Annotated in this window: 21 protein-coding genes; 9 read left to right on the top strand and 12 right to left on the bottom strand. The window is 53.7% G+C overall.

Annotated features, from left to right (window positions below):
- Positions 1-53: 53 nt before the first annotated feature.
- From LGT44_RS06985 to LGT44_RS06970, 4 genes are all read right to left on the bottom strand, one after another.
- Complete coding sequence (locus LGT44_RS06985; RefSeq protein WP_230330809.1) at positions 54-410, bottom strand: MerR family transcriptional regulator; 357 nt, start codon at positions 408-410, stop codon at positions 54-56.
- 109 nt (positions 411-519) lie between these two features.
- Positions 520-1,332: a metal ABC transporter permease gene (locus LGT44_RS06980; RefSeq protein ID WP_230330808.1), complete on the bottom strand. Its 813-nt coding sequence runs from the start codon at positions 1,330-1,332 to the stop codon at positions 520-522.
- The gene (locus tag LGT44_RS06975; protein ID WP_230330807.1) at positions 1,329-2,252 is read right to left on the bottom strand and encodes a metal ABC transporter substrate-binding protein; all 924 of its coding nucleotides are present in this window, start codon (positions 2,250-2,252) and stop codon (positions 1,329-1,331) included. The genes LGT44_RS06980 and LGT44_RS06975 overlap by 4 nt, the downstream gene beginning before the upstream one ends.
- A 10-nt stretch (positions 2,253-2,262) precedes the next feature.
- Positions 2,263-3,435 carry a hypothetical protein gene (locus LGT44_RS06970; RefSeq protein WP_145469241.1) on the bottom strand — a complete coding sequence of 391 codons (1,173 nt, stop codon included), beginning with the start codon at positions 3,433-3,435 and terminating at the stop codon, positions 2,263-2,265.
- An 881-nt stretch (positions 3,436-4,316) separates the two neighbouring features.
- Here LGT44_RS06970 and LGT44_RS06965 point away from each other — a divergent pair.
- From LGT44_RS06965 to LGT44_RS06955, 3 genes are read left to right on the top strand one after another with little or no spacing between them, the layout of a single operon-like run.
- Entirely contained in the window at positions 4,317-5,525 is a 1,209-nt protein-coding gene (locus LGT44_RS06965) for a M48 family metallopeptidase (RefSeq protein ID WP_186435925.1), read from the top strand.
- A gap of 11 nt (positions 5,526-5,536) precedes the next feature.
- On the top strand, positions 5,537-6,001 hold the full coding sequence (locus LGT44_RS06960) for a type III secretion system chaperone family protein (protein WP_145469244.1): 465 nt from the start codon (positions 5,537-5,539) through the stop codon (positions 5,999-6,001).
- Positions 6,002-6,012: 11 nt separating this feature from the next.
- Complete coding sequence (locus LGT44_RS06955) at positions 6,013-6,444, top strand: hypothetical protein (protein ID WP_145469245.1); 432 nt, start codon at positions 6,013-6,015, stop codon at positions 6,442-6,444.
- Positions 6,445-6,523: 79 nt separating this feature from the next.
- Here LGT44_RS06955 and LGT44_RS06950 read toward each other — a convergent pair whose 3' ends face one another.
- From LGT44_RS06950 to LGT44_RS06935, 4 genes are all read right to left on the bottom strand, one after another.
- Positions 6,524-7,654, bottom strand: a complete 1,131-nt coding sequence (locus LGT44_RS06950; RefSeq protein WP_225691581.1) for a CvfB family protein — start codon at positions 7,652-7,654, stop codon at positions 6,524-6,526.
- Positions 7,655-7,861: 207 nt separating this feature from the next.
- Positions 7,862-9,982 carry a methyl-accepting chemotaxis protein gene (locus LGT44_RS06945; RefSeq protein ID WP_230330806.1) on the bottom strand — a complete coding sequence of 707 codons (2,121 nt, stop codon included), beginning with the start codon at positions 9,980-9,982 and terminating at the stop codon, positions 7,862-7,864.
- Positions 9,983-10,140: 158 nt separating this feature from the next.
- Positions 10,141-10,923, bottom strand: a complete 783-nt coding sequence (locus LGT44_RS06940) for a crotonase/enoyl-CoA hydratase family protein (RefSeq protein WP_230330805.1) — start codon at positions 10,921-10,923, stop codon at positions 10,141-10,143.
- Between the two features lie 26 nt (positions 10,924-10,949).
- A complete protein-coding gene (locus LGT44_RS06935) occupies positions 10,950-12,740 on the bottom strand; it encodes an acyl-CoA dehydrogenase (protein ID WP_230330804.1) in 1,791 nt (596 codons plus the stop codon).
- A gap of 204 nt (positions 12,741-12,944) precedes the next feature.
- Here LGT44_RS06935 and LGT44_RS06930 point away from each other — a divergent pair, with 204 nt between their 5' ends.
- The 3 genes from LGT44_RS06930 to LGT44_RS06920 all read left to right on the top strand — a co-directional run bounded on the left by LGT44_RS06930 (position 12,945) and on the right by LGT44_RS06920 (position 16,941).
- Positions 12,945-13,925 carry a GlxA family transcriptional regulator gene (locus tag LGT44_RS06930; RefSeq protein WP_145469250.1) on the top strand — a complete coding sequence of 327 codons (981 nt, stop codon included), beginning with the start codon at positions 12,945-12,947 and terminating at the stop codon, positions 13,923-13,925.
- Between the two features lie 151 nt (positions 13,926-14,076).
- Positions 14,077-16,398 carry a CCXG family PEP-CTERM protein gene (locus LGT44_RS06925; protein WP_230330803.1) on the top strand — a complete coding sequence of 774 codons (2,322 nt, stop codon included), beginning with the start codon at positions 14,077-14,079 and terminating at the stop codon, positions 16,396-16,398.
- Between the two features lie 24 nt (positions 16,399-16,422).
- Positions 16,423-16,941, top strand: a complete 519-nt coding sequence (locus LGT44_RS06920; protein ID WP_145469252.1) for a YbaN family protein — start codon at positions 16,423-16,425, stop codon at positions 16,939-16,941.
- Between the two features lie 8 nt (positions 16,942-16,949).
- On the opposite strand, the gene LGT44_RS06915 is transcribed toward LGT44_RS06920, so the two are convergent.
- Complete coding sequence (locus LGT44_RS06915; RefSeq protein ID WP_145469253.1) at positions 16,950-17,663, bottom strand: Crp/Fnr family transcriptional regulator; 714 nt, start codon at positions 17,661-17,663, stop codon at positions 16,950-16,952.
- A gap of 80 nt (positions 17,664-17,743) precedes the next feature.
- On the opposite strand from LGT44_RS06915, the gene LGT44_RS06910 reads away from it, so the two are divergent.
- The 3 genes from LGT44_RS06910 to LGT44_RS06900 all read left to right on the top strand — a co-directional run bounded on the left by LGT44_RS06910 (position 17,744) and on the right by LGT44_RS06900 (position 20,614).
- Positions 17,744-18,511: a class II aldolase/adducin family protein gene (locus LGT44_RS06910; protein ID WP_230330802.1), complete on the top strand. Its 768-nt coding sequence runs from the start codon at positions 17,744-17,746 to the stop codon at positions 18,509-18,511.
- A 135-nt stretch (positions 18,512-18,646) separates the two neighbouring features.
- Positions 18,647-19,552: an alpha/beta fold hydrolase gene (locus tag LGT44_RS06905; protein WP_230330801.1), complete on the top strand. Its 906-nt coding sequence runs from the start codon at positions 18,647-18,649 to the stop codon at positions 19,550-19,552.
- Positions 19,553-19,588: 36 nt separating this feature from the next.
- A complete protein-coding gene (locus LGT44_RS06900) occupies positions 19,589-20,614 on the top strand; it encodes an AraC family transcriptional regulator (RefSeq protein ID WP_023010676.1) in 1,026 nt (341 codons plus the stop codon).
- Between the two features lie 134 nt (positions 20,615-20,748).
- On the opposite strand, the gene LGT44_RS06895 is transcribed toward LGT44_RS06900, so the two are convergent.
- From LGT44_RS06895 to LGT44_RS06885, 3 genes are all read right to left on the bottom strand, one after another.
- Positions 20,749-22,812 (bottom strand): alkyl/aryl-sulfatase, encoded by a 2,064-nt coding sequence (locus LGT44_RS06895; protein WP_230330800.1) that lies wholly within the window; start codon positions 22,810-22,812, stop codon positions 20,749-20,751.
- A gap of 149 nt (positions 22,813-22,961) precedes the next feature.
- Positions 22,962-24,209 (bottom strand): FtsX-like permease family protein, encoded by a 1,248-nt coding sequence (locus tag LGT44_RS06890; RefSeq protein WP_230330799.1) that lies wholly within the window; start codon positions 24,207-24,209, stop codon positions 22,962-22,964.
- Positions 24,203-24,955 carry an ABC transporter ATP-binding protein gene (locus LGT44_RS06885; RefSeq protein ID WP_230330798.1) on the bottom strand — a complete coding sequence of 251 codons (753 nt, stop codon included), beginning with the start codon at positions 24,953-24,955 and terminating at the stop codon, positions 24,203-24,205. Before LGT44_RS06885 ends, LGT44_RS06890 begins: the two co-directional genes overlap by 7 nt.
- Between the last annotated feature and the right edge of the window lies 1 nt (position 24,956).

Genomic DNA, 24,956 nt, shown 5'->3' with positions numbered 1-24,956 from the left:
AGTTAAAGAGAAAGCAGGTTAGGGCTTTGAGTTAACTCTAAGTCAAGCGGATTTCAGACCTTGCCGGTTAGCTGACGGTAATAACCGATTTTGTTATCCAGAACCTGCAGATGCTCCAGTTCACGGGCAATTCTTGCCTGCAGAATATCGTGGTGCTGTTGCAGTAACTGCTGGCGTTCAGCCAATGTGCTGTCGCCCTGTGCGCGGAATTCTGCGTATTCAATAATGTGCTGCAGCGGCATACCGGTGTCTTTAAGACGCAGAATAAAGGTGATCCATTCCAGATCTTTATTGCTGAATACCCGGTGGCCACTCTGGTTACGCTGTACCTGTAACAAGCCGATTTTTTCGTAATAGCGCAGGGTATGGGCAGAAACCCCGGTTTGTTCGGCAAAGGCTTTGATATTCATAAGCGGAAGAGGGGTGTCTGAGTGAATGTTTGGCTGGTTGTGACTGACCAGCAAGGCCACCGCATGGTTTGCCGGCGGCCAGAGCAACTTTTTACAATGGAACGGCTTTTTACAGTGGAACGGCGGCATCCTGCGATGCCTTAAGTTTACCATTTGCCACGGCAGCGCTGAGACCACAAACCAGTGCCATGGTGCAGACAATGGTTGCTCCTGACGGCAGATCCCACAGCGCCGACAGCATCAGCCCGGCGGCATAAGCACAGGCCCCGGTAACGTAAGCACGCAGCAGCGGATGCTGGCGGACTTTCTGTACGGCAAGTGCCGGCATAATCAGGCTGGCAAACACCAGATAGACACCAACCAGCTGCACCGAGGTGGTCACACTGATGGCAAACAGGGAATAAAACAGCAGCGGGCTCTGTTGTTTGTCACGGACAACTCTCAGGCCAGCCCCAAGCCCGAACCACAGCGCCAGTACCGCCGCATAAATAATGGCCACCGGGATCAGCTGGCTGTAGCTGACCCACAGAATCTGCCCGGCAAGCAGGTCTTTTAACGCTTCACCGCCGTGCGGATTGCTGCTCAGTACCAGAATGCCGGCGCTGGCGGCGAGTACAAAGGCGCAGCCAATAATGGCTTCCTGATTGTCTTCCCACAGCGTCTCGGTGGCATACAACAACAGTGCACCGGCCAAGGCGGCAGCCATGGCAATCAGCTGAACCTGCCAGCCACCGGCTTCCCAGCCCAGACTGTAAGCAACGATAACGCCGAGACCGGCAATCTGGGCGATGGCCAGATCAAGGAAAATAATGCCGCGGCTGAGAACCTGACGGCCCAGTGGTATGTGGGTGGTCAGCACCAGCAGCCCGGCGAGAAACGCCGGGGCAATGATCGATAAATCCAGCGTGCTGAACAGGTTCATGGTGTGAGCCCAGCCAGCAGGCGTGAAATGGTGTCGTCGTAGAGGCTGAACAGATCCTGCGCCTGTTCACTGCCACCCACGGTAAAGGGCAGGGCAATGGCCGGAAGGCCGGTTTTATCCGCCAGCCATTCGTCAGCACGGCCATCCTGATAAGCCGCGCGGATGATCATTCTGGCCGGTTGGGCATCCAGCTGTTGCAATACCTCCGCCAGATGCCCGGCGCTGGCGGGCACGCCGGGTTTCGGCTCCAGCGTGGCTACTTCGTTCAGCCCCAGCCACTGTTGCAGATAACTCCAGCTGCGGTGGTGTACCACAATGGCAACACCGCGCAAGGGTGCTGCTTTTGTTTCCCAGCGCTGCATGGCGGCTTGCCAGCGTTGGCCGAAATCATCGGCGCGCTGCTGATAGGCGGCGCTGTTGTCAGCATCCAGCTGTTGCAACAGTGGCAGCAGAGCTGCGGCAACCTTGCTGATATTGTGCGGGCTGGTCTGAATGTGAGGATTACCACCGGGATGCACATCGCCTTGTGAGCGGTCGATGATTTGCGGTTTATCCAGGGTTTCGACAAAACGGGTGGCTTCAAAATAGCCGGGCTTGCCCGGTTGCACCTTGCTGTTACCGGACTGGCGCAGCAGCAGAGGCAGCCAGCCGCTTTCCAGCTCGGAGCCGGTGCAGATCAGCAGGTCGGCTTTGCGCATCTTCGCAATCAGACTCGGTCGCGCCTGAATATGATGCGGGTCCTGTAAGGCGGTGGTAGCGGTGAACACCTCAACGTTATCACCGCCCAGCTCCTGCGCCAGTGCGCCCCATTCCGGCTCGCAAGCGAAGATATTCAGCGCTGCAGCCTGTGCAGTGCTGCAGCCACCAACAAGCAGTAACGGCAGCAGAACAGCGCGTGCTTTGTGTAATATTTTTTTCATCACGCTCTCCTTAAAAACGGTGCGCGCCGTGGGCGCCGAGGCTCATGGTGTATTGCAGCAGCCACTGATGATCGATCTGTGGCTGAGACTCATCGCGGTTGTATTGCAGACGCAGACGGCTGAACTCGCTGTTGCTGTAATCCAGCATCAGGCTGTTGCGTTGTGGGGTATGGTTTTGCGCGTCGAGCATGGTGCCGGCAAAGGCGGCATCATTCTGGCCAGCGTCGAGCTGATCGTGGCGCACACCGGCACGCCAGCCGTGGGTAAACTGATAAATTGCCTGCAGATACCAGCCTTTGGGTGTGGCCGAGTAGGGCAGTTCGCTGCCACCTGCGGGGGTAAAGTCACCGTCGTTTTTACTCAGCAGGTACTCGCCCTGCACTTTAACGCTGCGGTTATAGGCGTTGCCGCCGGGTGACCATTTCCACACGAAATCGGCAATGGCGACCTTACTGCTGCCGCTGAACAGATCCGGGTTATCTTCGTCGCCGCTTTCACGCGCATCGGCATTGGCATTCAGGTACGACAGACCGGCGCGCCAGCTGCTGCTCTGGCCAATATCGCCACCGCTGTGCACAAATACCGACCAGGCCCCCTGACCCTTGCTCGCACTGCCGCCGGCCGGATAAGCACTGCCGTTAAACCATTCCGCGCCGACTTCGGTGTACAGCTCGGTCGGTGCCAGCCAGCGTAACTGTACGCCGTCGTCTTTATATTGCGTGCCCAGCAAGGCACGGTACGCCAGCGCAGTATCGGCAAAGTCCCAGGTGTGGGCATGTTGTTCGTTGAGATAACCGATGCCGGAGAAGAAGCGTCCGCCGCGGAAGGTCAGGCCGTCTGCCGGGCTGGTTTGCACGTAGGCGTTTTCTACTTCGGTTTCATCACCGAGCGCGACGGTAATGGCACCGAACCAGTCGGGATCAATATTGGCGCTGATGTTTAATTCCGACTCGCCCAGCGCAAAGCCCTGGCTGCCGGGTTCGCTTTCTCCGCCTAAGGGCAGACCGGCGATGGCGTAGTCATCGGGTTCACGGGAAAAGTGGCCGAGTGTGCCATTCAGAATCAGGCCAATAGCCGGATTAAATGCATTGGCAGAATCGGCGGCCCACAGTGGAGCGGGCAGAATAGCGGACAGGCTAAGCAGGGCACAGCAAGGCAAAATGCCGGTGCGGGATACAGACATGGTGTTCTCCTGAAAAAATACACGCATTACCGGTATGCGCTAACACACCGGTAACGATTCTGGGTTTAACGGATTCAGGAAAAACGGGGTGGGGCGCGTGCCTGTGAAGCTGTTAAAACGGTCGTTGCAGTGCCAGGCGCTGGTGGACAGATGGTGCTGTGCTGGCCAGGAATGCAGGGGGCTTCAGGACTGACGCCGGACAGGCCGGGTGTGCTGAGGTCGGATGCCTGCAGGCAGTAACTGCACAGCTCACCGGCGGGATGCTGTTCTGAGTGAGTCTGATGCCATAGCGCAGCCGACTGACCGATAAGCAACAGCATCGTCAGTAACAGGACATGGTTCAGAGAAAGCAGGGTTCGTTTCACAGCATCGGCACCAGAGACAGGCGCGCTCAGACTAACACGCCGTCAAAGTGGGTCAACCGGCAATCGGAGCCAGTCTTATTTGCCGCCACACAGAAAATGACATGTTGATTTGCGCCATTTCCGGGACGCTGTCTCATCCTTCCGGACGAGGCCGGAACAGATATGGGCAGCTTCTGTTGTGATAAAACCGGGCAGAGGAAGCAGCCTGATCAGGCTTAGCGCGTATTTTTCTGCGGATTCCACCGGCATATATGGATTGTCGTTTTGAGACGTAAGTCTGATTCTGACAATAAAACATATTGTTTCTAACCGCTTTATCAATTGATGTGAAAGGATCGGCTGTCTAGAATGGCCGCTTACTGCTCAGTCTGTTTTATAAACCATATCATCAATAAGCAGTTTGTCTTTTCCTGGTTGCTCTGTGCGCTGATAGCGGCCGGGAATAATAATCTGTTGTTGATGTGAGTTTTGCAGGCTGATTTTCTGACAACTTGGAACGTTAAGCAGGTGCAATCAGTGAACGTCGAGGATGCGATCCGCTTTCAGTCTGACCTCAGTTTTTTTAATGAACTGCTGGCTGATAAAAAAATTCAGGTGCTGGCTGAAAAACGTATTAAAGAGGCCCGCCGTGATTCCTATCGCCGCAGTCTTCTTGGCCACAGCCTGAGGGTTACGGCCAGACTGGCGCCCGATCTTTTTAAGTATGTGCGTAATGCACAGGAAGCCCTGAATCTGGGCGATAAAAATGTTGAGGTCTACATCTATAACAGCCCTGAGCCTAATGCCAGCTGCAGTTACTCCGGTGGCGATGACATTATTCTGACCTTCAGTTCCGGTCTGTTAACCTCAATGAATGAAGACGAAATCAACTTCGTTGTTGGCCATGAACTGGGTCATGCTTTATTCAGCCATTATGCTTTACCGACCCATGCAATTCTTGAAGAAGGCACGCTGAATGCCAGTGATGCCATGAAGCTGATGTCCTGGAGCCGGCGCGCAGAAATCTCTGCTGACCGCGCTGGTCTGTTTGTCTGTAAAAGCCCGGAAGCGGCCATCAGTTCTTTCCTGAAGCTGTCCTGCGGTGTTGCTCATCCGATTATTGAATTTGATCTGAAAGAGTACTCGGCGCAGATTCAGGATTTATCTGAGTTATCAAAAAACACAGAAGACACATCCCATTGTTATTCCAGCCATCCGTTTAACCCTATCCGTATTATGGCCGTTGATTTATACAGCCAGTCGGATGAGTTTCAGCGTTTAACCGGACAGGGAACAGGGAATAAAACGCTGGCCGATGTTGATGACGGTATTCATAAAGTACTCGAGTATATGGAGCCTGTCAGCGATGAAGAGAAACAGGCCCTGCATAACCGGGCGATGTTCTGGGGCGGCGCCTGGGTGGCTTATGCGGACGGACATCTGGCCGATGCTGAAGCAGAAAACCTGATCGAGCAGGCCGGTGAAGAAATATACCGCGAAGGTATTCAGCTGCTGGAACAGGCTGAAGATCCTATCGGTCTTGCCCGTGAACAGTTTATTGAGAGCTCAAAGCCGCTGTTATCCCTGGGAGCTTCAAACCGCTGCGCCTTTATTCAGCGTCTGGTTGTGGTCGCCAGAGCCGATCAGAATATTGATGATCGTGAACTGGATGCCCTCACGGAAATGGCAAAAATTATGAATGTTGAACCTTCTTTTGTTCAGCAAATTTTAATGTTTCTCGAATAAGGAGAATCTTGATGACATCGAATGGAAGCACAAATCCATATCCAAACCCGTTCACCAGTAAGATTGTTGCTTACTGTGAAGAGATTGGCTGGAACTTTGAAGTCCGCTCTGAAACCTCGGTTAAAATGCTGTTTGTTGAAGATGACGGGCGTTCACAGCTGGTCTTTTTTAACCGTCAGCAGGCGGGTAATGGCAGTGAAGTTGTATGTATTTCTTCGCCGGTTGTTCGCCTGAGCACCATCCAGGAATCTGATATCGATCAGAAAGCTTTCTTCAACGAATTGCTGGAGCTGAATGGCCGCTCCGCTAACTATCGCTGGGCATTTACCCGCATCAGTGAAGAAGATGAGTTGCTGATCGCTGTTGTGGATATGCTGCTGGATACTATGGATCTGAAAGAAATGGCGATGGCAGTATCTGCCGTATCAACCGTTGCAGACCGTATGGAAAGTCGTTTTGGCGTGGACGAGTTTTAAAGGAGATTAAAATGTCGAACAAATTTCATGAAATCATTGCAGGTCACGCCGACAAACTTGGCATTAATCTGAAAATTGATAATGAGCGCATGATCAGCGCGATGTTTGATATGGGCGAAGGGCGCTCACAGCGTGTTCTGGTGCTGCATCACCCAAGCGAAGACGGTACTAAAGACATTGTTGAAATTGCCTCGGCGGTACTGGATTTAAGTGGTATGCCGGATCAGCAACTGGGTGCTTCTATGGCACTGAAATTGTTGCGTGAAAATGACAGTACACTCTGTGCATCCTGGGCCATCGACAAGGTTGGCGGATGTCACTTGGTGGCGATGGGCAACTGGTGGCTGGATGAAATGGATACTGATGAATTCGGTACCACGCTGTATGGCGTAGCCGCAATGGCGGATAATCTGGAACAGCAGCTCGGGGTTGATAACTTCTGATGCTGTAACGAAAACGGCCGCGGATAACAGAGTTATGCGCGGCCGTTTTTTATCCTGCTGCTTTGTCAGGATATGTTCTTCAGGATTTCTTTTTCAGGCTCAGTGTTTTTTCCGTTTTCGTCTTTGGGTTACGGTACACTTTAGGCGCTGATTTTTTCTCAGCCGGTTTTTTATCCGCCTGGTCCTGATTCCTTTCTTCTTTCTTTGTACCTGTTTTCTTCGTGTCTGGTTTTTCTGTTTTCTGCGTTTTTGCTGCAGATGTTTTTTGTTCTTTTGCCGGTTTTCTGGCGTCTTTACCCGACTCTTTTTTCGCTTCTTTTTTCAGGTCTTTATTGACCACAGCTTTCTGGTCAGCCTCTGTTGCCAGACGGATACCACTGTCTTCGATCACAATTTTGCGTTCTTTATACAGTTTGCCGATGGCCATTTTAAAGGTACGTTTGCTGACCCCGAACTGCAGTTCGATCAGCTCTGCCGGAGAGTGGTCGCTGAGGCCTAAGAGGCCGTGGTTATCTTCCATTTTCTGCAGGATTTTTTTCGCCAGCGGGTCGGCTTTGGTATGGCCTACCGGCTCCAGCATCAGATCGAGTTTATGATCGTCACGCAGACGTTTGATATAGCCTTCAACCCGCTGGCCGGTACGAATGGCTTTGCGGATATCGTCGTTGTGCAGCAAACCCCAATAGGTGTCGTTGACTACGGCTTTGTAGCCGATGTCGGTGCGCTGGGCGATCAGTAATTTTACTTTATCGCCGGTGGCCAGCGGTACCGGAGCACCGGGCCAGTTGGCTTTGACTTCGTCTTTGATAAAACGGTTTAAGCGCGCGCTGGCAACGATACGGTCGGTGTTATCGAGGTACAGATAGACCGCGTAGGACTTACCGGCTTCCATGCGGTGGGTTTGCTCGGCGAAGGGCACAAACACGTCTTTGGCCAGGCCCCAGTCGAGAAAGGCTCCGGTTTGATTTACATCCACGGCTTCCAGCCAGGCGACCTGATGCAGCTGTGCTTTAGGGCGCAGGCAGGTGGCAATCGGACGGTCGTCGGAATCAAGGTAAACAAAGACTTTAAGACTGTCGCCGATTTGGGTGCCGGCAGGAATTTGTTTGCGCGGCAGCAGAATTTTGCCGCCGTCGTTGTCATCCAGATACAGGCCGTGGGGCTGTTCATCGAGTACGGTCAGGGTGTTGTAGCGTCCGAGTTCGGCCATGATGGTATTCCGCGGCAAGGTGTTTCGGGGGCAGCATTATGCTGTCGTTTGTATCAGGATAGGCTGGCCTGTGGCCGGCGGCGCGCAGTTTATCACAGCCATGGGCGGAGGCAGAGTCCGGGTTCGGGCATTTCCATCCATGCGGGGCCGATAAAAAAGCCCCGCCAATGGTGATTGGCAGGGCTTGTGGCTGTTGCAGGTCTGTACTCAGGTACGCAATGCGCCCAGTTGTTTATCCAGACGGTCGAGCTGTTCGGTGACGTTATGGCTGCTCTGGTTGGCTTCCTGTGCCAGTTCGGCCAGCATGGTGGTGGCATCACCGATCACGGTGAGGTTGCGGGTAATTTCACCGCTCACCGAGCTTTGCTCTTCGGCTGCAGTGGCTACCTGACGGATGTGGTCGGCAATTTCGCTGATCGCCTGTACTACTTCTTGCAAAGAGCCATGGGCTTCGCGGGTGGATTCCATCGCCAGTCCGGCTTTCTGGCTGCCACTGTCAATAATGCTGACGGCGGCTTTTACCTCGCCCTGCAGGCTGCCAATCATATTGTTAATTTCTTCGGTCGATTCCTGGGTTTTTGAGGCGAGGGTACGTACTTCATCGGCCACCACGGCAAAGCCACGTCCCTGTTCACCGGCACGGGCGGCTTCAATGGCAGCGTTCAGTGCCAGCAGGTTGGTCTGTTCGGCAATGGAGCCAATAACCACCAGGATGCGGTTAATATCGTCGGAGCGGGCAGATACTTTGGTGATCGACTCGCTTGCGGTATGCATGTTTTCGCTCAGCTCCAGCACCGTATCTACCGCGGAAGACAGGTTCCGCTGCGATGCAGTGACCGTCGAATGGATATCGTTGGCCCGTACCGCAACGTCGGAGGCAATGCGTGATACTTCCTGCGCTGTTGCCGACATTTCCTGAGTCGCGGTAACCACGTTATCCATTTCACTTTGTTGCTGATCGGTGGCTTTACGGGTTTTCTGGCTGATTTTCAGGTTCTCGGCTGACTCGCTGCGCACTTCGTGACTGACTTCTTTCAGCGCCAGTACCAGATCGCGCAGTTTGCTGAGGAAACGGTTAAAGCCGCCACTCAGGCTGATCAGTTCGGCGTGGGTATCAAGTTGCAGACGCTGGGAAAGATCGCCATCGGCGCTGGACAGTTGCTCGACCTGTTTATTCAGTACTTCCAGGGGTTTGGTAATGGACTGAATCAACAGGGTTATGGCAACCAGAGCGGCCCCGGCGAGAATCAGCGCCAACAGCAGCTGGCTGCTGAGTACTGAGGTTTTTTCATCGGCGACCAGCGCTTTCAGGGTTTCAAGATCGGCGAGGGCAACGTTCAGCGGCAGTTCGATCAGCAGTGACCACTCACTGTTGGAGGCCGGAATTTTCAGCCCACGGGCAACATACAGGTTATCTTTTCCGCTCAGCAGACCGTCGCCTTTATGCAGTTTGCTCAGCGTATCGCCTCTTTCCGGCAGAGACTCTTTTAAAGGCCGCATCAGCTTATCTTTGTAGTGGCTTGAGGCGACCACCAGACCTATTTCACTGAGTAATGTTACCCGGGCTTTGCCGCTGTAGAGCGACTGGCTCAGTTCATCCACCAGTTTCTGGAAAATGGGCAGGTTAACGTCGACACCGGCAATGCCGCGGAAAGTACCATTGGCGATAATCGGCGCGGTGAGACTGGTCATCAGTTCTTCATAGCCGGGGCTGATCTCATACAGGTAGGGTTCCATCAGGCAGGGAACTTTTTTATCGCGGCTGCAGAGATACCACTCGGATTGACGGATGCCGAATTCATTACGGGCATCGAGGTATTTTTCGTCCGGATCGTCGACTTTCTGCTGTTCGACCTGACCGGACTGATTGCGGATCCAGTAGATTTCCAGTGAGCCGGTGCGTTCGGCGTTGTAAATCAGGCCTGAGTCGACGAACTCGCTGTCACGACCATCGAAGCCGTTACGCTCGAACTGGGCGTATGTGGAGCTGACATCCTTATTGGCTGCGAGTGCGGCCCCCATCATTGCGCTGACCTGAGCGCGGCTGCCATCACCATTTTCAATCGCGGTTTTAATGGCGGCAGCCATTGTCATAGGAATGCGGTAGGCGGCGTTGATGTAGTTACTGATCTGCTCGCCATAGGCCTGGGTTTTGGTCTGCAGTTGGGTAATAACGGCCTCGGTCAGATTTTTTTCACTGTGCTCCTGCAGTTGTTCGCTGAGCGAACTGATGCCCTGATAACTGCGCCAGGTCAGGGCGGCGGCCAGCAACAGAATGGCTGACAGCGTGATGGCAAACAGCTTGGTTTTAAGGGGTAAGGATTTCATGCAAGGCTCCGGAAGGCGTGGTCATACCAAATCAGTATAGTTTCTGATCTGATCTCTGCGTCCGGTTTGCCCGATTTGTCCTCTTGGGCTGCTTAACCTGATGAAAAAACAGGAAAAACCGCCGTCATCACGGTTTTTCCTGTGGCGCTGTTGCTGTTTCAGCGACCGCTGAACTTTGCCGCGCGGCGTTCCATAAATGAACGTACGCCTTCGGCGGCATCGTCACTCTTCAGCACCTTACCCATATCGCCGAAGACGGTGCTCAGTGCAGCGGTATCACCGTGCAGACGCGCGGTTTTTGATGATTTCAGCGCGGCGCGCACACCCAGCGGGGCCGCGGCGGCCACTTTCTGTGCCAGTTCACGGGCACGGCTGTGCAGCTGGCTGAATTCACAGAGTTCGGTCAGCATGCCCCAGTCGTAGGCCTGCTGGCCGCTGAATTCATCACCGGTCAGCAGATAACGCTGTGCCCGTGCCCAGCCGATTTCTTCCGGCAGGCGCACCGTACCGCCGCCGCAGGGGTAGATACCACGCTGTACTTCCAGTTGGGCAAAGCGGGTATCGGCGGTGCCGAGGCGGATATCGGTATTGAGCAACAACTCCAGACCGGAGGTGTAGCACAAACCATGCACGGCAATGATCAGTGGCTTACTCAGGGTTTCGCCGGAAATACCGTAGGGGTCAATTTCGCCTGCGGCCATCTGCGGGGCGCCGCCCTGAGCAAAGATCGGGGCCCATTTATCCAGCTCCAGACCGGCGGTGAAGTGTTTGCCATCGGCCAGAATCACACCGACGCGTAAGTCATCGTCGTGTTGCAGGCGGTGCAGCGCCTGTGCCAGCAGATGGTAACTCTCCGGGTCGAGGGCGTTCAGTTTGTCGGCACGGTTAAAGGTGATGGTGAGGATATGCTCACTGGCTTCAACGAGTACTTTGGCAGTCATGGTGTGTTGTCCTGTGCAGTTGCTGATTAAAACCAGTCCGGGTTCATGGTGGTGCAGGTATCGTCAAATCCGGCTAACAGTTTGGCCTGATGCTCAATTTCCGGCAGTTCCCAGCGGATAAAGTAGCGTGCAGCCTGCAGTTTGCCGGCGAGGAACTGCTGGTCGTCTTCTGCCGCCGAAGCGCCAAAGGTGTCGATAGCCTTGTCGGCCATTTCCAGCCACAGCCAGCCGATCACCATCTTGCCCATCATGTCGAGATACAGCGCCGAGTTGCCCAGCGCCGCACTGACCTGGCCGCTCTGCAGGGCTTTGCCCAGCGCCATGGTGGTTTGCAGCAGGGTGTTCAGGTGTTTCTGATAGCTGGCGGTCAGCTCGCTGAGTTGCTCTTTACCCTGAGCGGATTTCAGCGTGGCCTGTACCCGTGCCATCAACAGCTGCTGGCCTTTGCCATTGTGCTGCCACAGTTTGCGGCCGAGTAAATCCAGCGACTGAATACCGTGGGTGCCTTCGTGAATCGGATTTAAGCGGTTGTCGCGGTAGCACTGCTCGACCGGATATTCGCGGGTATAACCGGCGCCGCCCAACACCTGAATGGCCAGATCGTTGGCGCGTGGTCCGTAAAACGACGGGAAGGATTTCACCACCGGCGTTAATAAATCGAGCAGAATGCCGCTGTCGGCGTTTTCTCCGGCTTCCTGTTCATCCACTAAGCGGGCGGCCAGAAGACAGAGCGCCAGCGACCCTTCGACGTAGGATTTCTGGGCCAGCAACATGCGTTTTACATCGGTGTGTTCAACGATATTCAGCGGTTTGCTGAGCGGATCTTTCTCTGCCGGAGAACGGCCCTGCGGACGGTTACGGGCGTAGTCGAGGGATTCGAGATAACCGCGGTAACCGATCATGGCGGCCCCCAGGCCAACCCCGATGCGCGCTTCGTTCATCATCTTGAACATGTACATCAGGCCCTTACCGGCTTCGCCGATCAGGTAGCCGTGGCAGTCGTCTTTTTCGCCAAAGCTTAAAACGGTGGAGGTCGTGCCACGGTAGCCCATTTTGTGCAGCAGACCGGCCAGCTGCACATCGTTGCGTGGGCCCAGCGAACCATCGGCACGGGTGTGGAATTTCGGCACGATAAACAACGAAATACCTTTAACACCCTGTGGCGCGCCCTGAATACGGGCCAGCACTAAGTGCACGATATTTTCGGTGATGTCCTGATCGCCGCCGGAGATATACATCTTCTGACCTTTAATGCGGTAGCTGCCGTCATCTGCTGGCAGTGCGCGGGTAGTCAGATCGCCCAATGATGAGCCAACATCCGGTTCGGTCAGCGCCATAGTGCCGGCAAAACGGCCGCTGAACATGTGCGGTACAAAGGTGGCTTTCTGTTCATCGCTGCCAAAGGCATGGATCACATTGGCGGCGGCGCTGGTTAAGAAGGGGTAACCAGCAGTGGAAGGATTGGCCGACATAAAGTAAGCGTTGGCGGCCATATGCAGCAGTGAGGGTAACTGCATGCCACCGTCTTCATAACGATGGCGGGCGCACAGCAGACCGGAGTCGGCAAAGTGTTGCCAGGCTTCTTTTACTTCCGGGATGGTGCTGACTTTTTCACCGTCGAATTGCGGCTCGTGTTCGTCCGCTTTGGCGTTATGCGGGGCAAAGTAATCTTCGGCAATGCGGCTTGAGGTATTCAGAATGCCATCGAAGGTGGTGCGGTCGTGTTCACTGTAATGTGGCAGTTCGGTCAGCTGCTCAGCCTGAAATACCTGATACAGCAGAAATTCCAGATCTTTCTGATTAATAAGTTTTGACACGGTTTGGCTCCCCGCAGGGTTAATAGAAAGTGAATCATGAGTTCTATGACGTATTTCACCAGTATCAGGCTTGTCATGCCGCCGGATAATCGTCAATATAGCCACACTTGATGCTAATAGTGACATAAGCCATGCCGTCAGCCTGATTTCGCAGATGACAGGTATCAGAGTGCAGTGCAGCAGAGACTTTAAAGGGGGCCATCCATGCTTAATGTAGTGATCGCGGGTTTTGATAAAGCCTTATCATCGGCCATGACCGGTGTCGCCGATCTTTTTGGTCTGGCAGGGGTAACCTGGAACCGCATTCAGGGACAGGAACTGGAGCGCCTGTTTAATGTGCGCATTGCCAGCCCGGATGGCGGCCCTATCCGCTGCATTAACGGCATTCAGCTGCTGGCACATATGAGTTACGACGATGTGCAGGATGTGGATGTGATTGTAGTGCCGACTATCGGTGGCCCGGTTGAGGATGTGATAGGTGTGAATCCACAGCTGCTGGCTCTGCTGCGCCGCGCCGATGCTCACGGCTGGACCATTGCCGGTAATTGCACCGGTAATTTTTTACTGGCCGAATCCGGCATTCTCAACGGCAAAGTGGCCACCACTCATTGGGGTTTTAAAGATCTGTTTGAACAGCGTTACCCGCAGGTAGAACTTAAGGCTGATCAGCTGATTACCCGCCATGATCATATTTATTGTGCCGGTGGCGGTCTGGCCTGGTTTGATCTTGGGCTGCATATTATTGAGCGTAATTTTGGTTTTGAAACAGCCATTCAGACTGCCAAAGCCTTTGTGATCGATTATCGTCGCGACAGCCAGCTGTCGTATTCGCTGATGCGTTTATCAAAACCGCATAAAGATGATCTGGTAAAACAGGTTCAGGCCTGGCTGGAAGAACACTACGCCGGTAATTTTACCGTGGATGAACTGGCCGACCGTTTCAGTGTGTCCAAGCGTACTCTTATCCGTCGCTTTAATGCGGCGCTGGATATGCCACCAAATACCTATGTGCAATCTATCCGTATCGAAGCGGCGCAGAAATTACTGGAAGAAACTGAACGTACAGTGGATGTGGTGATGAATGATGTGGGCTATGAAGACGCCAGTTCATTCCGGCGTTTATTCCGCAAAAAAACCGGCTTAACACCAACCGAATATCGCCGCCGTTTCAGCCGCCGTTTCTGATGACTGAACGCCTGTATATGCCGGACGTTACAACTGGTTACGGCTGAAAGGGAAATTCTGACAAATAAAGGCGATCATTGACAAAATCCGGCAGGGGTCGCAATCGGTCTTTTACAGTACAATGCGCGCATGTCAATGGAGGAAAAATACAATGCGCGGGTTGTTCTGGGTTTTACTGATGGTGGCAAACAGCAGTTATGCCGGACTGCTTTGCGACTGGCCTTACCGTACACAACTCAGTGTGCAGGAAAACTCGGGTACAACCCTGACCGATTACCAGGTATTGCTGACCATTAACAGCAGCAATCTGCATCCTGATTATCAATGGACCAGTAATGGTTACGATTTACGCATTATCGATAGCGATGATAATACTGCGCTGGATTTCTGGATTGACAGCTGGAATCAGGCCAGTAAAACCGCCAGTATCTGGGTTCGTTTTCCATCTCTGGTTGCCAGTCAGAACCGTTCTGTCTATCTCTACTATGGTAATGCAGCAGCATCAAATCAGACGCAGGTTCCGCCCGTATTTACTTATCCGGGTATTAAATTTCATACCCGCCGGGTAACCGCCGACCCTTCGAGTAAAAACCAGGCTTTCAGTTTATTTAACGCCGCCAGTGATAATGTCAGTGGTTATGGTTGTAAATTTATTACTGATTTTACCAATATCAGTAACAGCAGCAGCTTCCCTGGTGGCCAGGATGGCAACTTTATTGCCTATTCCGAAAGCTATTTTCAGGTACGTGCTAATGAAGCCGGAACCTGGCGTTTTCGTTATGGTGCTGACTTTGGTCGTGGCGGCGGTTTATATGTGAATGGTACAAGGCTTGAAGAGCAATGGAATGCAAACTTATGGTGGAATAATAACTGGGGTAATACCAGTCAGACTCTTGAAGGCAGCATCAGCTTGTCAGAGGGCTATCATAAACTGGAAATTATTGGCGCCGAAGACTGTTGTGATGGTGGTATTACCGTACAGTTCCGTAAGCCTTGGGGGAGCTGGACAACTTTCCGCACCAGCGATATTGATATTCGCTCACGTTCTTGCCCGGTTGCTCTGCCAACGATTACCTTTGGTGCTCATGAAAGCTGCAGTGCGGATTTATCTGTTACCGCTACAGCTCCGGCGCTTTGGGTGCGTAACAGCCCCCGTGAATTGATCTTGTCTGTTGTCAACAATGGGCCGGATAACGCTCCGTCTGATACGGCTCTGACGCTTAATCTGGATTCTGGTTTATTGCTGGAGCAGGTACAGGGCAATAGCTGGTCGTGTTCCGGCAGCAGTGGCAGCATCAGCTGTGCTTATTCAGAGCTGGTGGGCAATGGGGATCATTATCCGGATTTGGTTCTGGGTATCAGTGCACAAAGCGGCTCAGCCAATAATGCCGGATTCAGTGCCACAGTTGACGGTAAAGCATATGATTTTAATACGGCGAATAACACGGTATCAGGCTCTGTTGCCGTACGTACATTGATTCTGCCAGCGGGACGCAGCTGTGCAGCCTCGTCCGGATTATGGACACGTTTTTTTAATACCCAGAGCAGCAGCGTTAATTACCCGACCAGCGCCAGCCAGTTTCAGACGATGGTGGATACCTTTGCCAACGAAACCTATCTGGACGGGCAAACCATATTCAGTCAGGTCGATGGCTCAGGCAATCCGTTTGATAACCGCGGTGATGAGTATTATCTGACGATTTTTGATGGTTATTTATATGTGCCGACTGATGGCGACTGGTGGCTGGCGCTGGATGGTGATGATGCGGTTGAACTGCGGCTGAACGATACAGTGCGCGTTAGCTGGTACGGTGCTCATGGGGCAAATAATGGCCCGAATACCAGCAATGATGTCCGTCTGGGTCTGGCCCGTGGTTATCATAAATTTGAATTCCGCCATCAGGAATATGCTGGTGGCGATGTGTACCGCGCCTACTGGAGCAGCACAACAACGGGAGCTTACCAGATTATTCCGGCAGCCAGTTTTTCGCAGTGCAGTGGCGTGTATGATCTGCAGCTGAACAGCACCGCGCAGGTGATTTCTGATCCGGTTAATGGCAGCAGTAATCCGAAAGCCATTCCTGGTGCTGTGATTGATTACTCGGTACGGGCCAGTAATGCCGGTACACTGAGTTCTGATCCGGACAGCACCGTGCTGGTGCAGGCTATTGCCGCTGACTCAGAGTTTTATGTGGGTACCGACAGCACCATCAGCCCGGTCACTTTTGTTAATGGCAGCGGTAATAACCGTACCGGACTGACGTTTACTTTTGACAGTCTGAGCAGTACAACAGACAGTCTGGATTTCTCCAGTGATGGTGGTAACACCTTTGGCCATACCCCTGTTGCAGGTGCCGATGGTTTTGATCCGGCGATTACTCATTTCCGTCTGACTTTGAATGGCAGTATGAATCCCACGCTGGGCAATCTTCAGCCATACTTCGATTATCAATACCGGGTACGTTTGCACTGATACGACAACTGACACAGGAAAAGCATGCAGGATAAACCGCAGCCATCCGTTCACACAGCGGATGCCACTCTGACAGACGCGGATGCAGAACTGCATTCGCAGCTGGCAGAAAAAAAAGCGATACGTCAGCCGCTGCTGCGGGCGCTGGTGCTTGGCTGCGGTTGGCTCAGTGTATTGCTGGGAGTTTTGGGGATTTTTCTGCCGTTGTTGCCGACAACGCCTTTCCTGTTGTTGGCCGCCGCCTGTTTTCTGCGCACATCACCACGTTTTTACTTATGGCTGATCCGGCATCCGAAGCTGGGCCGTTATGTGATTTATTACCTTGATGGTAAAGGTATTCCGCTGCGCGCCAAAATCTATACGCTGTTGCTGATGTGGAGCACCATGCTGCTGACGGCTTTTGTGCTGGTGGATCGCCTGCCGGTTAAAATTATTCTGCCTGCCATCGGTGCGCTGGTCAGTATTTATATTCTGCGCCAGCCAACGCTGGTGTTATCAGATACCCATCCTCATTCCGCTCCGCACTCAGAACAGCAGCGCTGACCATCCGCTCAGCGCGGTACGCCGGCCGGGCCGGCAATTGTCTCCAGAGCACCGCTGTCGAGAATATCAATGCGGTTATAGTGTGTGCTGATCCAGCCTGCGCTTACCCAGTGAGCCAGCACCCGCGCGACTGACTGCCGCGACACACCCATCATTTCTGCCAGCGCCTGCTGCGACATCGAATGGCGGGTATCCATACGGTGTAACTGCAATAATTTACGCGCCAGCCGCGCCGGCATTGGCAGCAGGGTGGCTTCTTCAACCGCGTCCATCAGCAGGCGCAAACGCTGGCATAAGTGTTTTGCCAGCGTCGGCCATAATTGCGGATAACGCTGCAGCAACGACTGAAAATCCGTTGCGGCGATCAGCAATAATTCGCTGTCTTCCATCGCACTGGTGTCGTGGGTGCGTGGTAGTCCATCGATCAGAGAAATTTCTCCGAACCAGTCGCCGGGTAAAAAATAGGCCAGTGTCAGTACTTTACCGTCATCGGTCAGGGTGCTGACGCCCAGCCGTCCGCTGATAACCCCCATATAGCCTTTCGCCAGATCGCCACGGGCATGCACCTGCTGGCCTGTGCTCAGACGCAGAATGGTACTGGCACGGGCCAGTTGTTCCAGCTCCGCGTCCGGCAATTCGGCCAGCCAGCTTTGCCGCAGCAGTTGCAGACGCTGCTGTACGGAGGGTTCGGCGGGTGCGGATAACGGCGGATTGTCAGGCACAGGATTGTCCAAAAATTTACAGAGTTTGCCGCTCAGGCGGGGTATGTTGCTGGTGAGAATAATAACCAGAGGAGTTTAAGATGACCAAGCAAAACGCCGTCAGCGTCCGTGAACAGGTATCCGCCGAAGAATGGCAGATGCGGGTTGATCTGGCCGCCTGTTATAACCTGGTCGCCCATTATGGTTGGGACGATCTGATTTTTACCCATATCTCTGCCCGTGTTCCCGGTCCGGAGCATCATTTTCTGATTAACCCTTACGGAATGATGTTTGACGAAGTATCGGCGTCCAGTCTGGTTAAGGTGGATCTGCAGGGCAATAAAGTGATGCCGTCGGAATATGAAATTAACCCGGCCGGTTTCACCATTCACAGTGCGGTACATGAAGCCCGTGATGATGCTAAGTGCGTGATCCATTTACACACCAAAGAAGGTGTGGCAGTTTCGGCACAGAAAGACGGCCTGCTGGCAATCTCCCAGCAATCGCTGTTTCCGTTGTCCGGCCTGAGCTATCACGCTTATGAAGGCGTGGCATTAAATCCGGAAGAAAAAGTCCGCTTAGTAGCGGATCTGGGTGAAACCCAGTTTATGATTCTGCGTAATCACGGTTTACTGACCTGTGCCGATAACGTTGCCGATGCCTTCCTGAATATGTTTATTCTGCAGCGTGCCTGCGAAGTGCAGTTACTGGCGCAGTCCGGTGGCAGAGAATTAATTATGGTACCGGATGCCATTGTGGCCGGTATTAAACAAGCTGCACAGCAGGTAACCCGCAATGCCGGTGGCAAACTGGCATGGCCCGGATTATTGCGTAAACTGGAGCGTATTCAGGCACCTTATGCGCAGTAATATTGTGCGCAGTAAACCTGTGCACTGAAAGGTTATTGCCAGGGTCTGTTTAATTGGTGTTAACAGGCCCTGAAACAAAGAGCAGGGCTGAAATTAAGCTCTGCTCTGTTTTTATAAGAATAAAAAAGGGTTTTTATGAGCGCCAACGCACCATCGTTAAACCAGTGGCAACAGCAGGGGAAACGTATTTCCTTACTGGGTCAGGATATTTTCTACTGCACCGCCGGCGATGAAAAAAAACCAGCATTGCTGCTGATTCATGGTTTTCCTACTGCTTCCTGGGATTGGCGTTACCAGTGGCAGGCGCTGAGCGAGAACTATTTTGTTATTACGATGGATATGCTTGGTTTTGGTTTCAGTGCCAAACCGCAGAATGGCGATTACCGTATCGCCTTTCAGGCGGATTTACAGCAGGCCCTGCTTCAACATCTGAATATTCAGCAATACAGCATTCTGGCACACGATTATGGCGATACCGTGGCACAGGAATTACTGGCCCGTGACCTTGATCAGCATGGCACCAGTAACGGCAGCAAAAAAAGCAGCATAAGCGCCTGTATTTTATTAAATGGCGGGCTGTTTCCCGAAACCCACAAACCGGTGCTGGTACAGAAATTACTGATCAGTCCACTGGGACCACTGTTTGCCCGTTTGTATTCTTATAAAAAACTGCAGAAAACCTTTGCCCATATCTGTGCGAAACCACTCAGCGATGAAGAACTGCAGGGCTTCTGGACATTGATTTCACAGCAACAGGGGCTGCGGGTTTTTCATAAACTGATCCGTTATATGAGTGAGCGGCGGCAATTCCGTGAGCGTTGGGTCGGTGCATTGCAGAACACCAGCCTACCTCTGGCGCTGATTAATGGCTCTGCCGATCCTATTTCCGGTGCGCATATGGTGGCCCGTTACCGTGAACTGGTGGGCGGGGAAAACATTGTGCAATTGCCGGGTATTGGTCATTATCCTCAACTGGAAGACAGCCAGACGGTATTGGCCGCTGTGCAGTCTTTTCTGGCCGGAGTTATGTCGTCCGGCTGATCTCTGCGTATTAACAGGCCCCAATACAGGTTCGCCATGAATCAGCCTTCTTATTCCACTATTGCTGCCTGGGCGCTGGCCATCTGCAAAGCCCTGCAGGAATCCGGTCGCGACCCTGTGCCTTTGCTGCAGGACGTCGGCCTTAACCTGCAGGAGCTGGAGCAGCATCCCGACAGCCGTGTTGCCATTGCTACCATGACTGCCTTCTGGGACCGGGTGGAACAGATTACTGCGAATCCGGCTTTTGGCCTGGAAGTTTCACGTTATGTGCAGCCGATGCATTTTCGCGCCCTCGGTTTGCTGATGATCAGTTGCCAGAATATGCAGCAGGTGATCGAAAAAATCGGGCGCTATCACGCCATGATTTCCAACACCGTTAATATCCGCGTTATTCATCAGCCACACCGTATCGGTTTTGCCATTGATCCTCTGGCGGGAGTGCCGATCAGCGCCCTTGCCGTTGATGGTTTTTTTGCCACCATCGTTACCTTTGCCCGGCAATTAACCGGGCAGAATCTGCTGGTGCAGAATGTTGAATTAATGCGGTCTTTACCCGCAGCAGGCGGCGAGCGCTGGAGTACATTTTTTCGGTGCCCGGTCAATTTTCAGCAGGCCACCAACTGCCTGTGGTTTGAACGTGCTCAGCTGATAAAAATGGCATTGCCCGGCGATTCACAATTGGCTGCTGCCAACGAAGCACTGGTTGAACAATACCTGCAAAAAATGAATGCCCTTAACTGGCACGAGCGGATAAAAAACAGCATTCAGGCGGTGCTGGAACAGGGCGAACCGACGCTGGCCGATACCGCACAGGTATTTAATCTGAGCGAACGCACGCTGCGACGTTATCTGCAACAGGAAGGCACCAGTTTCCGTCAGGTATTGGAAGAAGTTCGGCGTGAAATGGCGGTACATTACCTGCTACAGACAGCGGTGCCGGTAACGGATATAGCATTACGGCTGGGATTCAGTGACAGCAGTAATTTTAACCGCGCGTTTCAGCGCTGGTTTGAGCAGACGCCGGGGCAATACCGTAAGGAAAAGAAAAGCGCCGGAGCGTAAAAAAATACCCTCGCAGAAAGTCTCTTGCCATCTGGCTCCCACGCTCTGCGTGGTAGCCCTTGCCGGTGCTGTTGCATTACCCCACGGAGCGGGGCGTTCCCACGCGGAGCATGGGAACGAGAAGAAAGAAGTCCTTAATCCGGCAACACAATCGCAAACGATGTTGCAGGCTTTTCAAACAGACTGAAAAAACGCATCAGATCAATCTTGCTGCCATCAATGCTCAGGTCATCGGAAAACAGCGTGTCTTTTAAGCCGGCCTCACCAATCAGCATGCTGATAAACAGCGGGTGAGTCAGGTTCAGGCTGGCGTTGATTTCACCTTCCAGCGGCGTGTCTTTGCTCAGCTGGCGATGATGCAGCACGGCATTTTCAACCCACAGCAGATGGCTTTCATTCAGATCGGTAAAGTTAATTTTAATGCGCCAGTTTTTATCGGCGGCATCTTCGGCTTTTAAGCGTACAGCCAGAGTATCGAAGAAGTTGGCCACCGGCGTCTGCAGCAGCATATCTTTCATGGTGGCGATATTAATGCCGGTTTCCGGTGTGCCGGTGCGTAATTCCAGTGCCGCGGTTAAATACACATCACGCCACGGACCGGATTCGGCCTGATAACCCAGCTGATCATAATTACGTGCCAGCAGTTTACGCGCGGCTCTGTTTTCCGGTTCAGCAAACACCAGATGGTTGAGCAGCTCGGCACTCCAGCGGTAATTACCGGCATCAAACGCACTTTGTGCTTTTTCCAGCAGGGCTCCGGCACCACCGGCGAGAGCAACATAACCGGCGGCCCGTTGCGGATCGGGCAGCGGATCAAGGCGGGCCGGGTTGGCGTCGTACCAGCCTAAATAGCCCTGGTAAACCGCACGTGCATTGTGTTTTACCGTGCCGTAATAACCCCGGCTGGAAAAGGCCTGGGCGAGGGACTCGGGCAGGGCCAGATCTTCGGCAATTTCACCCGGTGTCATGCCCTGGTTCATACGGCGTACGGTCTGGTCATGAATAAATTTGTAGGTATCGCGCTGTTGTTTCAGGAAGGTCTGAATACGCTCTTTGCCCCACATCGGCCAGTGGTGGCTGGCGAAATAAATATCGGCATCGGCAAACAGGTTACGTGCTTCTTCAATATAGGCACTCCATTTCAGTGCATCGCGTACCTTGGCACCGCGCAGGGTGTAGAGGTTGTGCATATTACGCGATACCACTTCGCCACCGCAGAAGGCTTTATATTGCGGTAAATAAAAGGTGAACTCGGCCGGTGCTTCGGATTCCGGGGTGTACTGGAACTGAAACTGAACACCGTCAATGGTCAGCTCGGTCGGGGTTTCACTGACCAGCTGATTGGGTTCAATAATACTGAACTCACCAAAGGCCGGGCTTTTACCTAAGCCGGAATCCACATGGCCGAATTCATCGCGGGCCAGATTTTTACCGTACATATACACCGCACGGCGGCTCATGGCTGTACCGGCAATAATATTTTCGCTGGTGGCCTCTTCCATAAATCCGGCCGGTGCAATCACCGGAATATCACCCTGCTCAATTTCCTGCTGGCTGATAATGCCGAGCACGCCACCAAAGTGGTCGATATGGCTGTGGGTAAATAAAATAGCGCTGATATTCTGTTTACCCGGGTAACGTTCTGCCAGTTGTTGCATGGCAAAATTAAAGGCGGTGCGTGCAGTTTCTTTAGCGGTGATCGGGTCGATTACAATCCAGCCACTGTCACCTTTAATCAGCGTCATATTGGATAAATCGAAGCCACGCAGCTGATAAATGCCCGGCGTTACTTCAAATAAACCATGAATATTATTCAGCTGCGCCTGACGCCACAGACTGGGGTTGACGCTGTCGGGCGCATCGCCCTGTACAAAACCGTAGGCGGGCATATCCCAGACCTTTGTCGCCGGGTCGGCCAGCGAAGCAACCTGCAGGTTTTCCGGGCTGGCAATCAGGCCACGGCGGGCGTCGTTAAAATCCTGCTGATCATTCAGGTTCAGTTGCTCTGCCACCTGGTGGTTGGCGGCAATGGTGGTGGCGGTAGCTGCGCGTTCGTCGCTGCTGACGCTGATCTGGTTATCGGACTGGCCGCAGGCGCTCAGTAACAGACCGGCGCTGAGCAGCAGTCCGGCGTTGAGGCATTGCTGGCCACGGGGTTTGCGTAAGCGCAAAGCAGGGAAAGGAAGTTTGATTGTCATTATAAGCTCCTGTGCTGATCCCTCAGTGTAGGAGCCTGGGTGATGCGCTGCCGGTTCGCGCCGGTCAGTCACTTGTCTTTACTGACCACTCTGAAGTGGCCAGCCGGCTGATGTCGCCGGTTTAATGCTCGCGGTTTAATGTGAGCAGTTTAATGTTGAGTGGTTAACGACAAGCGGTAGGCCGACAGCGCCGGTAACAGGCCGGCGAGCAGTGCCAGGCCCAGACTGAGCGCAGCGTAGAACCAGACGTCCTGCAGGTTGAGCAGTGGTTCAATCAACAGGCCGTAATGTTCGGCCAGTAGCGGCTGGGCCAGCCACTGAGTCGCCGCGGCCATGCTCAGGGCCAGCAGCCAGCTGAGCAGCGTCAGCAGTAATACCTCGGTTTCCAGCAGCACAAAGAGGTACAGCGGGCGGGCGCCAATAATACGCAGCAGAGCAATTTCCTGACGTCGTCCGGCCACGGTGACCTGCAGCATAGCCACCGAGCCGAGCAGGCTGGTGATTAACATCAGCAGGCTCAGTGCCTGCAGCAGTTGTTCGGCATTACCCAGCAATTGCCAGAATTCGCTCAGGGCAACGCCGGGAATGACCGCGGTTAACGGTTCCTGATGGGGCTGGTTTAAAACGTTCTGTAGCTGAAATAACAGCGGCCGTGAGGTCAGGCCGATAAACAGCGCGGAGATTGCATCGGCCTCAGGCAGATCCTGCCATTCCGCGTTTGTCAGACGCAGAGCCTGCTGCGGATCGTGCAGCGCTTCCAGCGTTTGCAGATGCACATGCAGCGAGCGGTCAACCGGCGTGCCGGTTGGCTGCAGGATACCGGCAACCACAAAATCCACCTCTTTGTGTTGCATAAAGCTGTGGCCATGGCTGCCGTGGCTGAGGTGCAGATGATCGCCCACGGCATAGCCACGCTCGCGTGCCACGGTGGCACCAATAAATACCTGCAGCGGTGCGGCAAAGTGCGGTTTCTGCAGGTTGATTTCCGGCAGGGCGCTGCTTAATTGCAGAGCCTGCTGGCGGCCATAACGGAAATGGCGGAAGTAATCGTCGTTGGTGCCGATCACCGCATAGCCCTGATGGGAGTCGCCGAGCACGATGGGAAAGGTCCAGGCGGTTTGCGGCCGTTGTTCGATTTCATGCCAGCGCTCTGCCGACATCGCCTGAGTTGGCGTGCCCATGCGGAATACCGAATACAGCAACACCTGCAGCGGATGGCTGCGGGCGGCCACAATCAGGTCGGTGCCGCTGATGCTGTTGCTGAAACTGCTGCGTAACTCGCTGCTTAAACTGCGGGTCAGTAACAGGGTGGCGAGGCTCAGGCTCATCGCCAGCACAATCAGCGCCACCGCCAGTTTACGCTGCAGCAGACTTTTAACGGCCAGACGCATCAGCATGGCAGTGGCTCCTTCTCTGACACCGGCGTTGCGCGCTGACCGGGCTTGCAGCTGGCGATATCCAGCACCCGGTCAAAATGCGGCTGCAGGCTGAGGTCGTGACTGACCAGTAACAGGCTGGCACCGCTGGCGGAACACTCCTGCAGCAGCAGGCGCATAAAGGCATTTTTGTTGTCGTTATCCAGTGCCGAGGTCGGCTCGTCGGCGATGATCAGCGCCGGACGGTGTACCAGTGCGCGGGCAATAGCGGCACGTTGTTGCTGGCCAACGCTCAGTCGCGCCACGGTCTGGTTAGCCTGTTCGCTCAGGTTCAGTTGTTGCAGCAGATACCCCTGCCAGTAGCGGTCGTTGTGCTGCCCGGCAAAATTCTGCATCAGCTGCAGATTTTCGCTCACCGTCAGATAGGGCAGCAGGTTAAAGGTCTGGCTGATCACTCCGGTTTTGCTGGCACGCAGGTGGTCGCGCTGACGTGCGCTCAGTTGCCACAGCGATTTACCGGCCAGCCAAATCTCGCCGGTACTGGGCTGACAGAGCCCGGCAATAATATTCAGCAGGGTCGATTTACCGCTGCCCGACGGGCCATGCAGAAAACAGCGCTCGCCGGCCTGCAATTGAAAATGGCGGATATCCAGCAGCGTTTCTGCCTGTCCGGATTGGGCATCCGGCCAGGCGTGCAGCAGATGGCGGATTTCCAGCACCGGCTGTACGGCGACAGGTTGATCTGCGGAAAGATCGGCTGTGATCATG

It is taken from the genome of Thalassolituus alkanivorans, from assembly GCF_020447205.1.
GTDB lineage: Bacteria > Pseudomonadota > Gammaproteobacteria > Pseudomonadales > Oceanobacteraceae > Venatoribacter > Venatoribacter alkanivorans.
This window is presented reverse-complemented; position numbering and strand designations above follow the sequence as displayed.

Bases quoted from the DNA above. Each gene is read 5' to 3' on its own strand.
- LGT44_RS06985 (WP_230330809.1), bottom strand. From the start codon at position 410: ATGAATATCAAAGCCTTTGCCGAACAAACCGGGGTTTCTGCCCATACC.
- LGT44_RS06980 (WP_230330808.1), bottom strand. From the start codon at position 1,332: ATGAACCTGTTCAGCACGCTGGATTTATCGATCATTGCCCCGGCGTTT.
- LGT44_RS06975 (WP_230330807.1), bottom strand. From the start codon at position 2,252: ATGAAAAAAATATTACACAAAGCACGCGCTGTTCTGCTGCCGTTACTG.
- LGT44_RS06970 (WP_145469241.1), bottom strand. From the start codon at position 3,435: ATGTCTGTATCCCGCACCGGCATTTTGCCTTGCTGTGCCCTGCTTAGC.
- LGT44_RS06960 (WP_145469244.1), top strand. From the start codon at position 5,537: ATGACATCGAATGGAAGCACAAATCCATATCCAAACCCGTTCACCAGT.
- LGT44_RS06955 (WP_145469245.1), top strand. From the start codon at position 6,013: ATGTCGAACAAATTTCATGAAATCATTGCAGGTCACGCCGACAAACTT.
- LGT44_RS06950 (WP_225691581.1), bottom strand. From the start codon at position 7,654: ATGGCCGAACTCGGACGCTACAACACCCTGACCGTACTCGATGAACAG.
- LGT44_RS06945 (WP_230330806.1), bottom strand. From the start codon at position 9,982: ATGAAATCCTTACCCCTTAAAACCAAGCTGTTTGCCATCACGCTGTCA.
- LGT44_RS06940 (WP_230330805.1), bottom strand. From the start codon at position 10,923: ATGACTGCCAAAGTACTCGTTGAAGCCAGTGAGCATATCCTCACCATC.
- LGT44_RS06930 (WP_145469250.1), top strand. From the start codon at position 12,945: ATGCTTAATGTAGTGATCGCGGGTTTTGATAAAGCCTTATCATCGGCC.
- LGT44_RS06925 (WP_230330803.1), top strand. From the start codon at position 14,077: ATGCGCGGGTTGTTCTGGGTTTTACTGATGGTGGCAAACAGCAGTTAT.
- LGT44_RS06920 (WP_145469252.1), top strand. From the start codon at position 16,423: ATGCAGGATAAACCGCAGCCATCCGTTCACACAGCGGATGCCACTCTG.
- LGT44_RS06910 (WP_230330802.1), top strand. From the start codon at position 17,744: ATGACCAAGCAAAACGCCGTCAGCGTCCGTGAACAGGTATCCGCCGAA.
- LGT44_RS06905 (WP_230330801.1), top strand. From the start codon at position 18,647: ATGAGCGCCAACGCACCATCGTTAAACCAGTGGCAACAGCAGGGGAAA.
- LGT44_RS06900 (WP_023010676.1), top strand. From the start codon at position 19,589: ATGAATCAGCCTTCTTATTCCACTATTGCTGCCTGGGCGCTGGCCATC.
- LGT44_RS06895 (WP_230330800.1), bottom strand. From the start codon at position 22,812: ATGACAATCAAACTTCCTTTCCCTGCTTTGCGCTTACGCAAACCCCGT.
- LGT44_RS06890 (WP_230330799.1), bottom strand. From the start codon at position 24,209: ATGCTGATGCGTCTGGCCGTTAAAAGTCTGCTGCAGCGTAAACTGGCG.
- LGT44_RS06885 (WP_230330798.1), bottom strand. From the start codon at position 24,955: ATGATCACAGCCGATCTTTCCGCAGATCAACCTGTCGCCGTACAGCCG.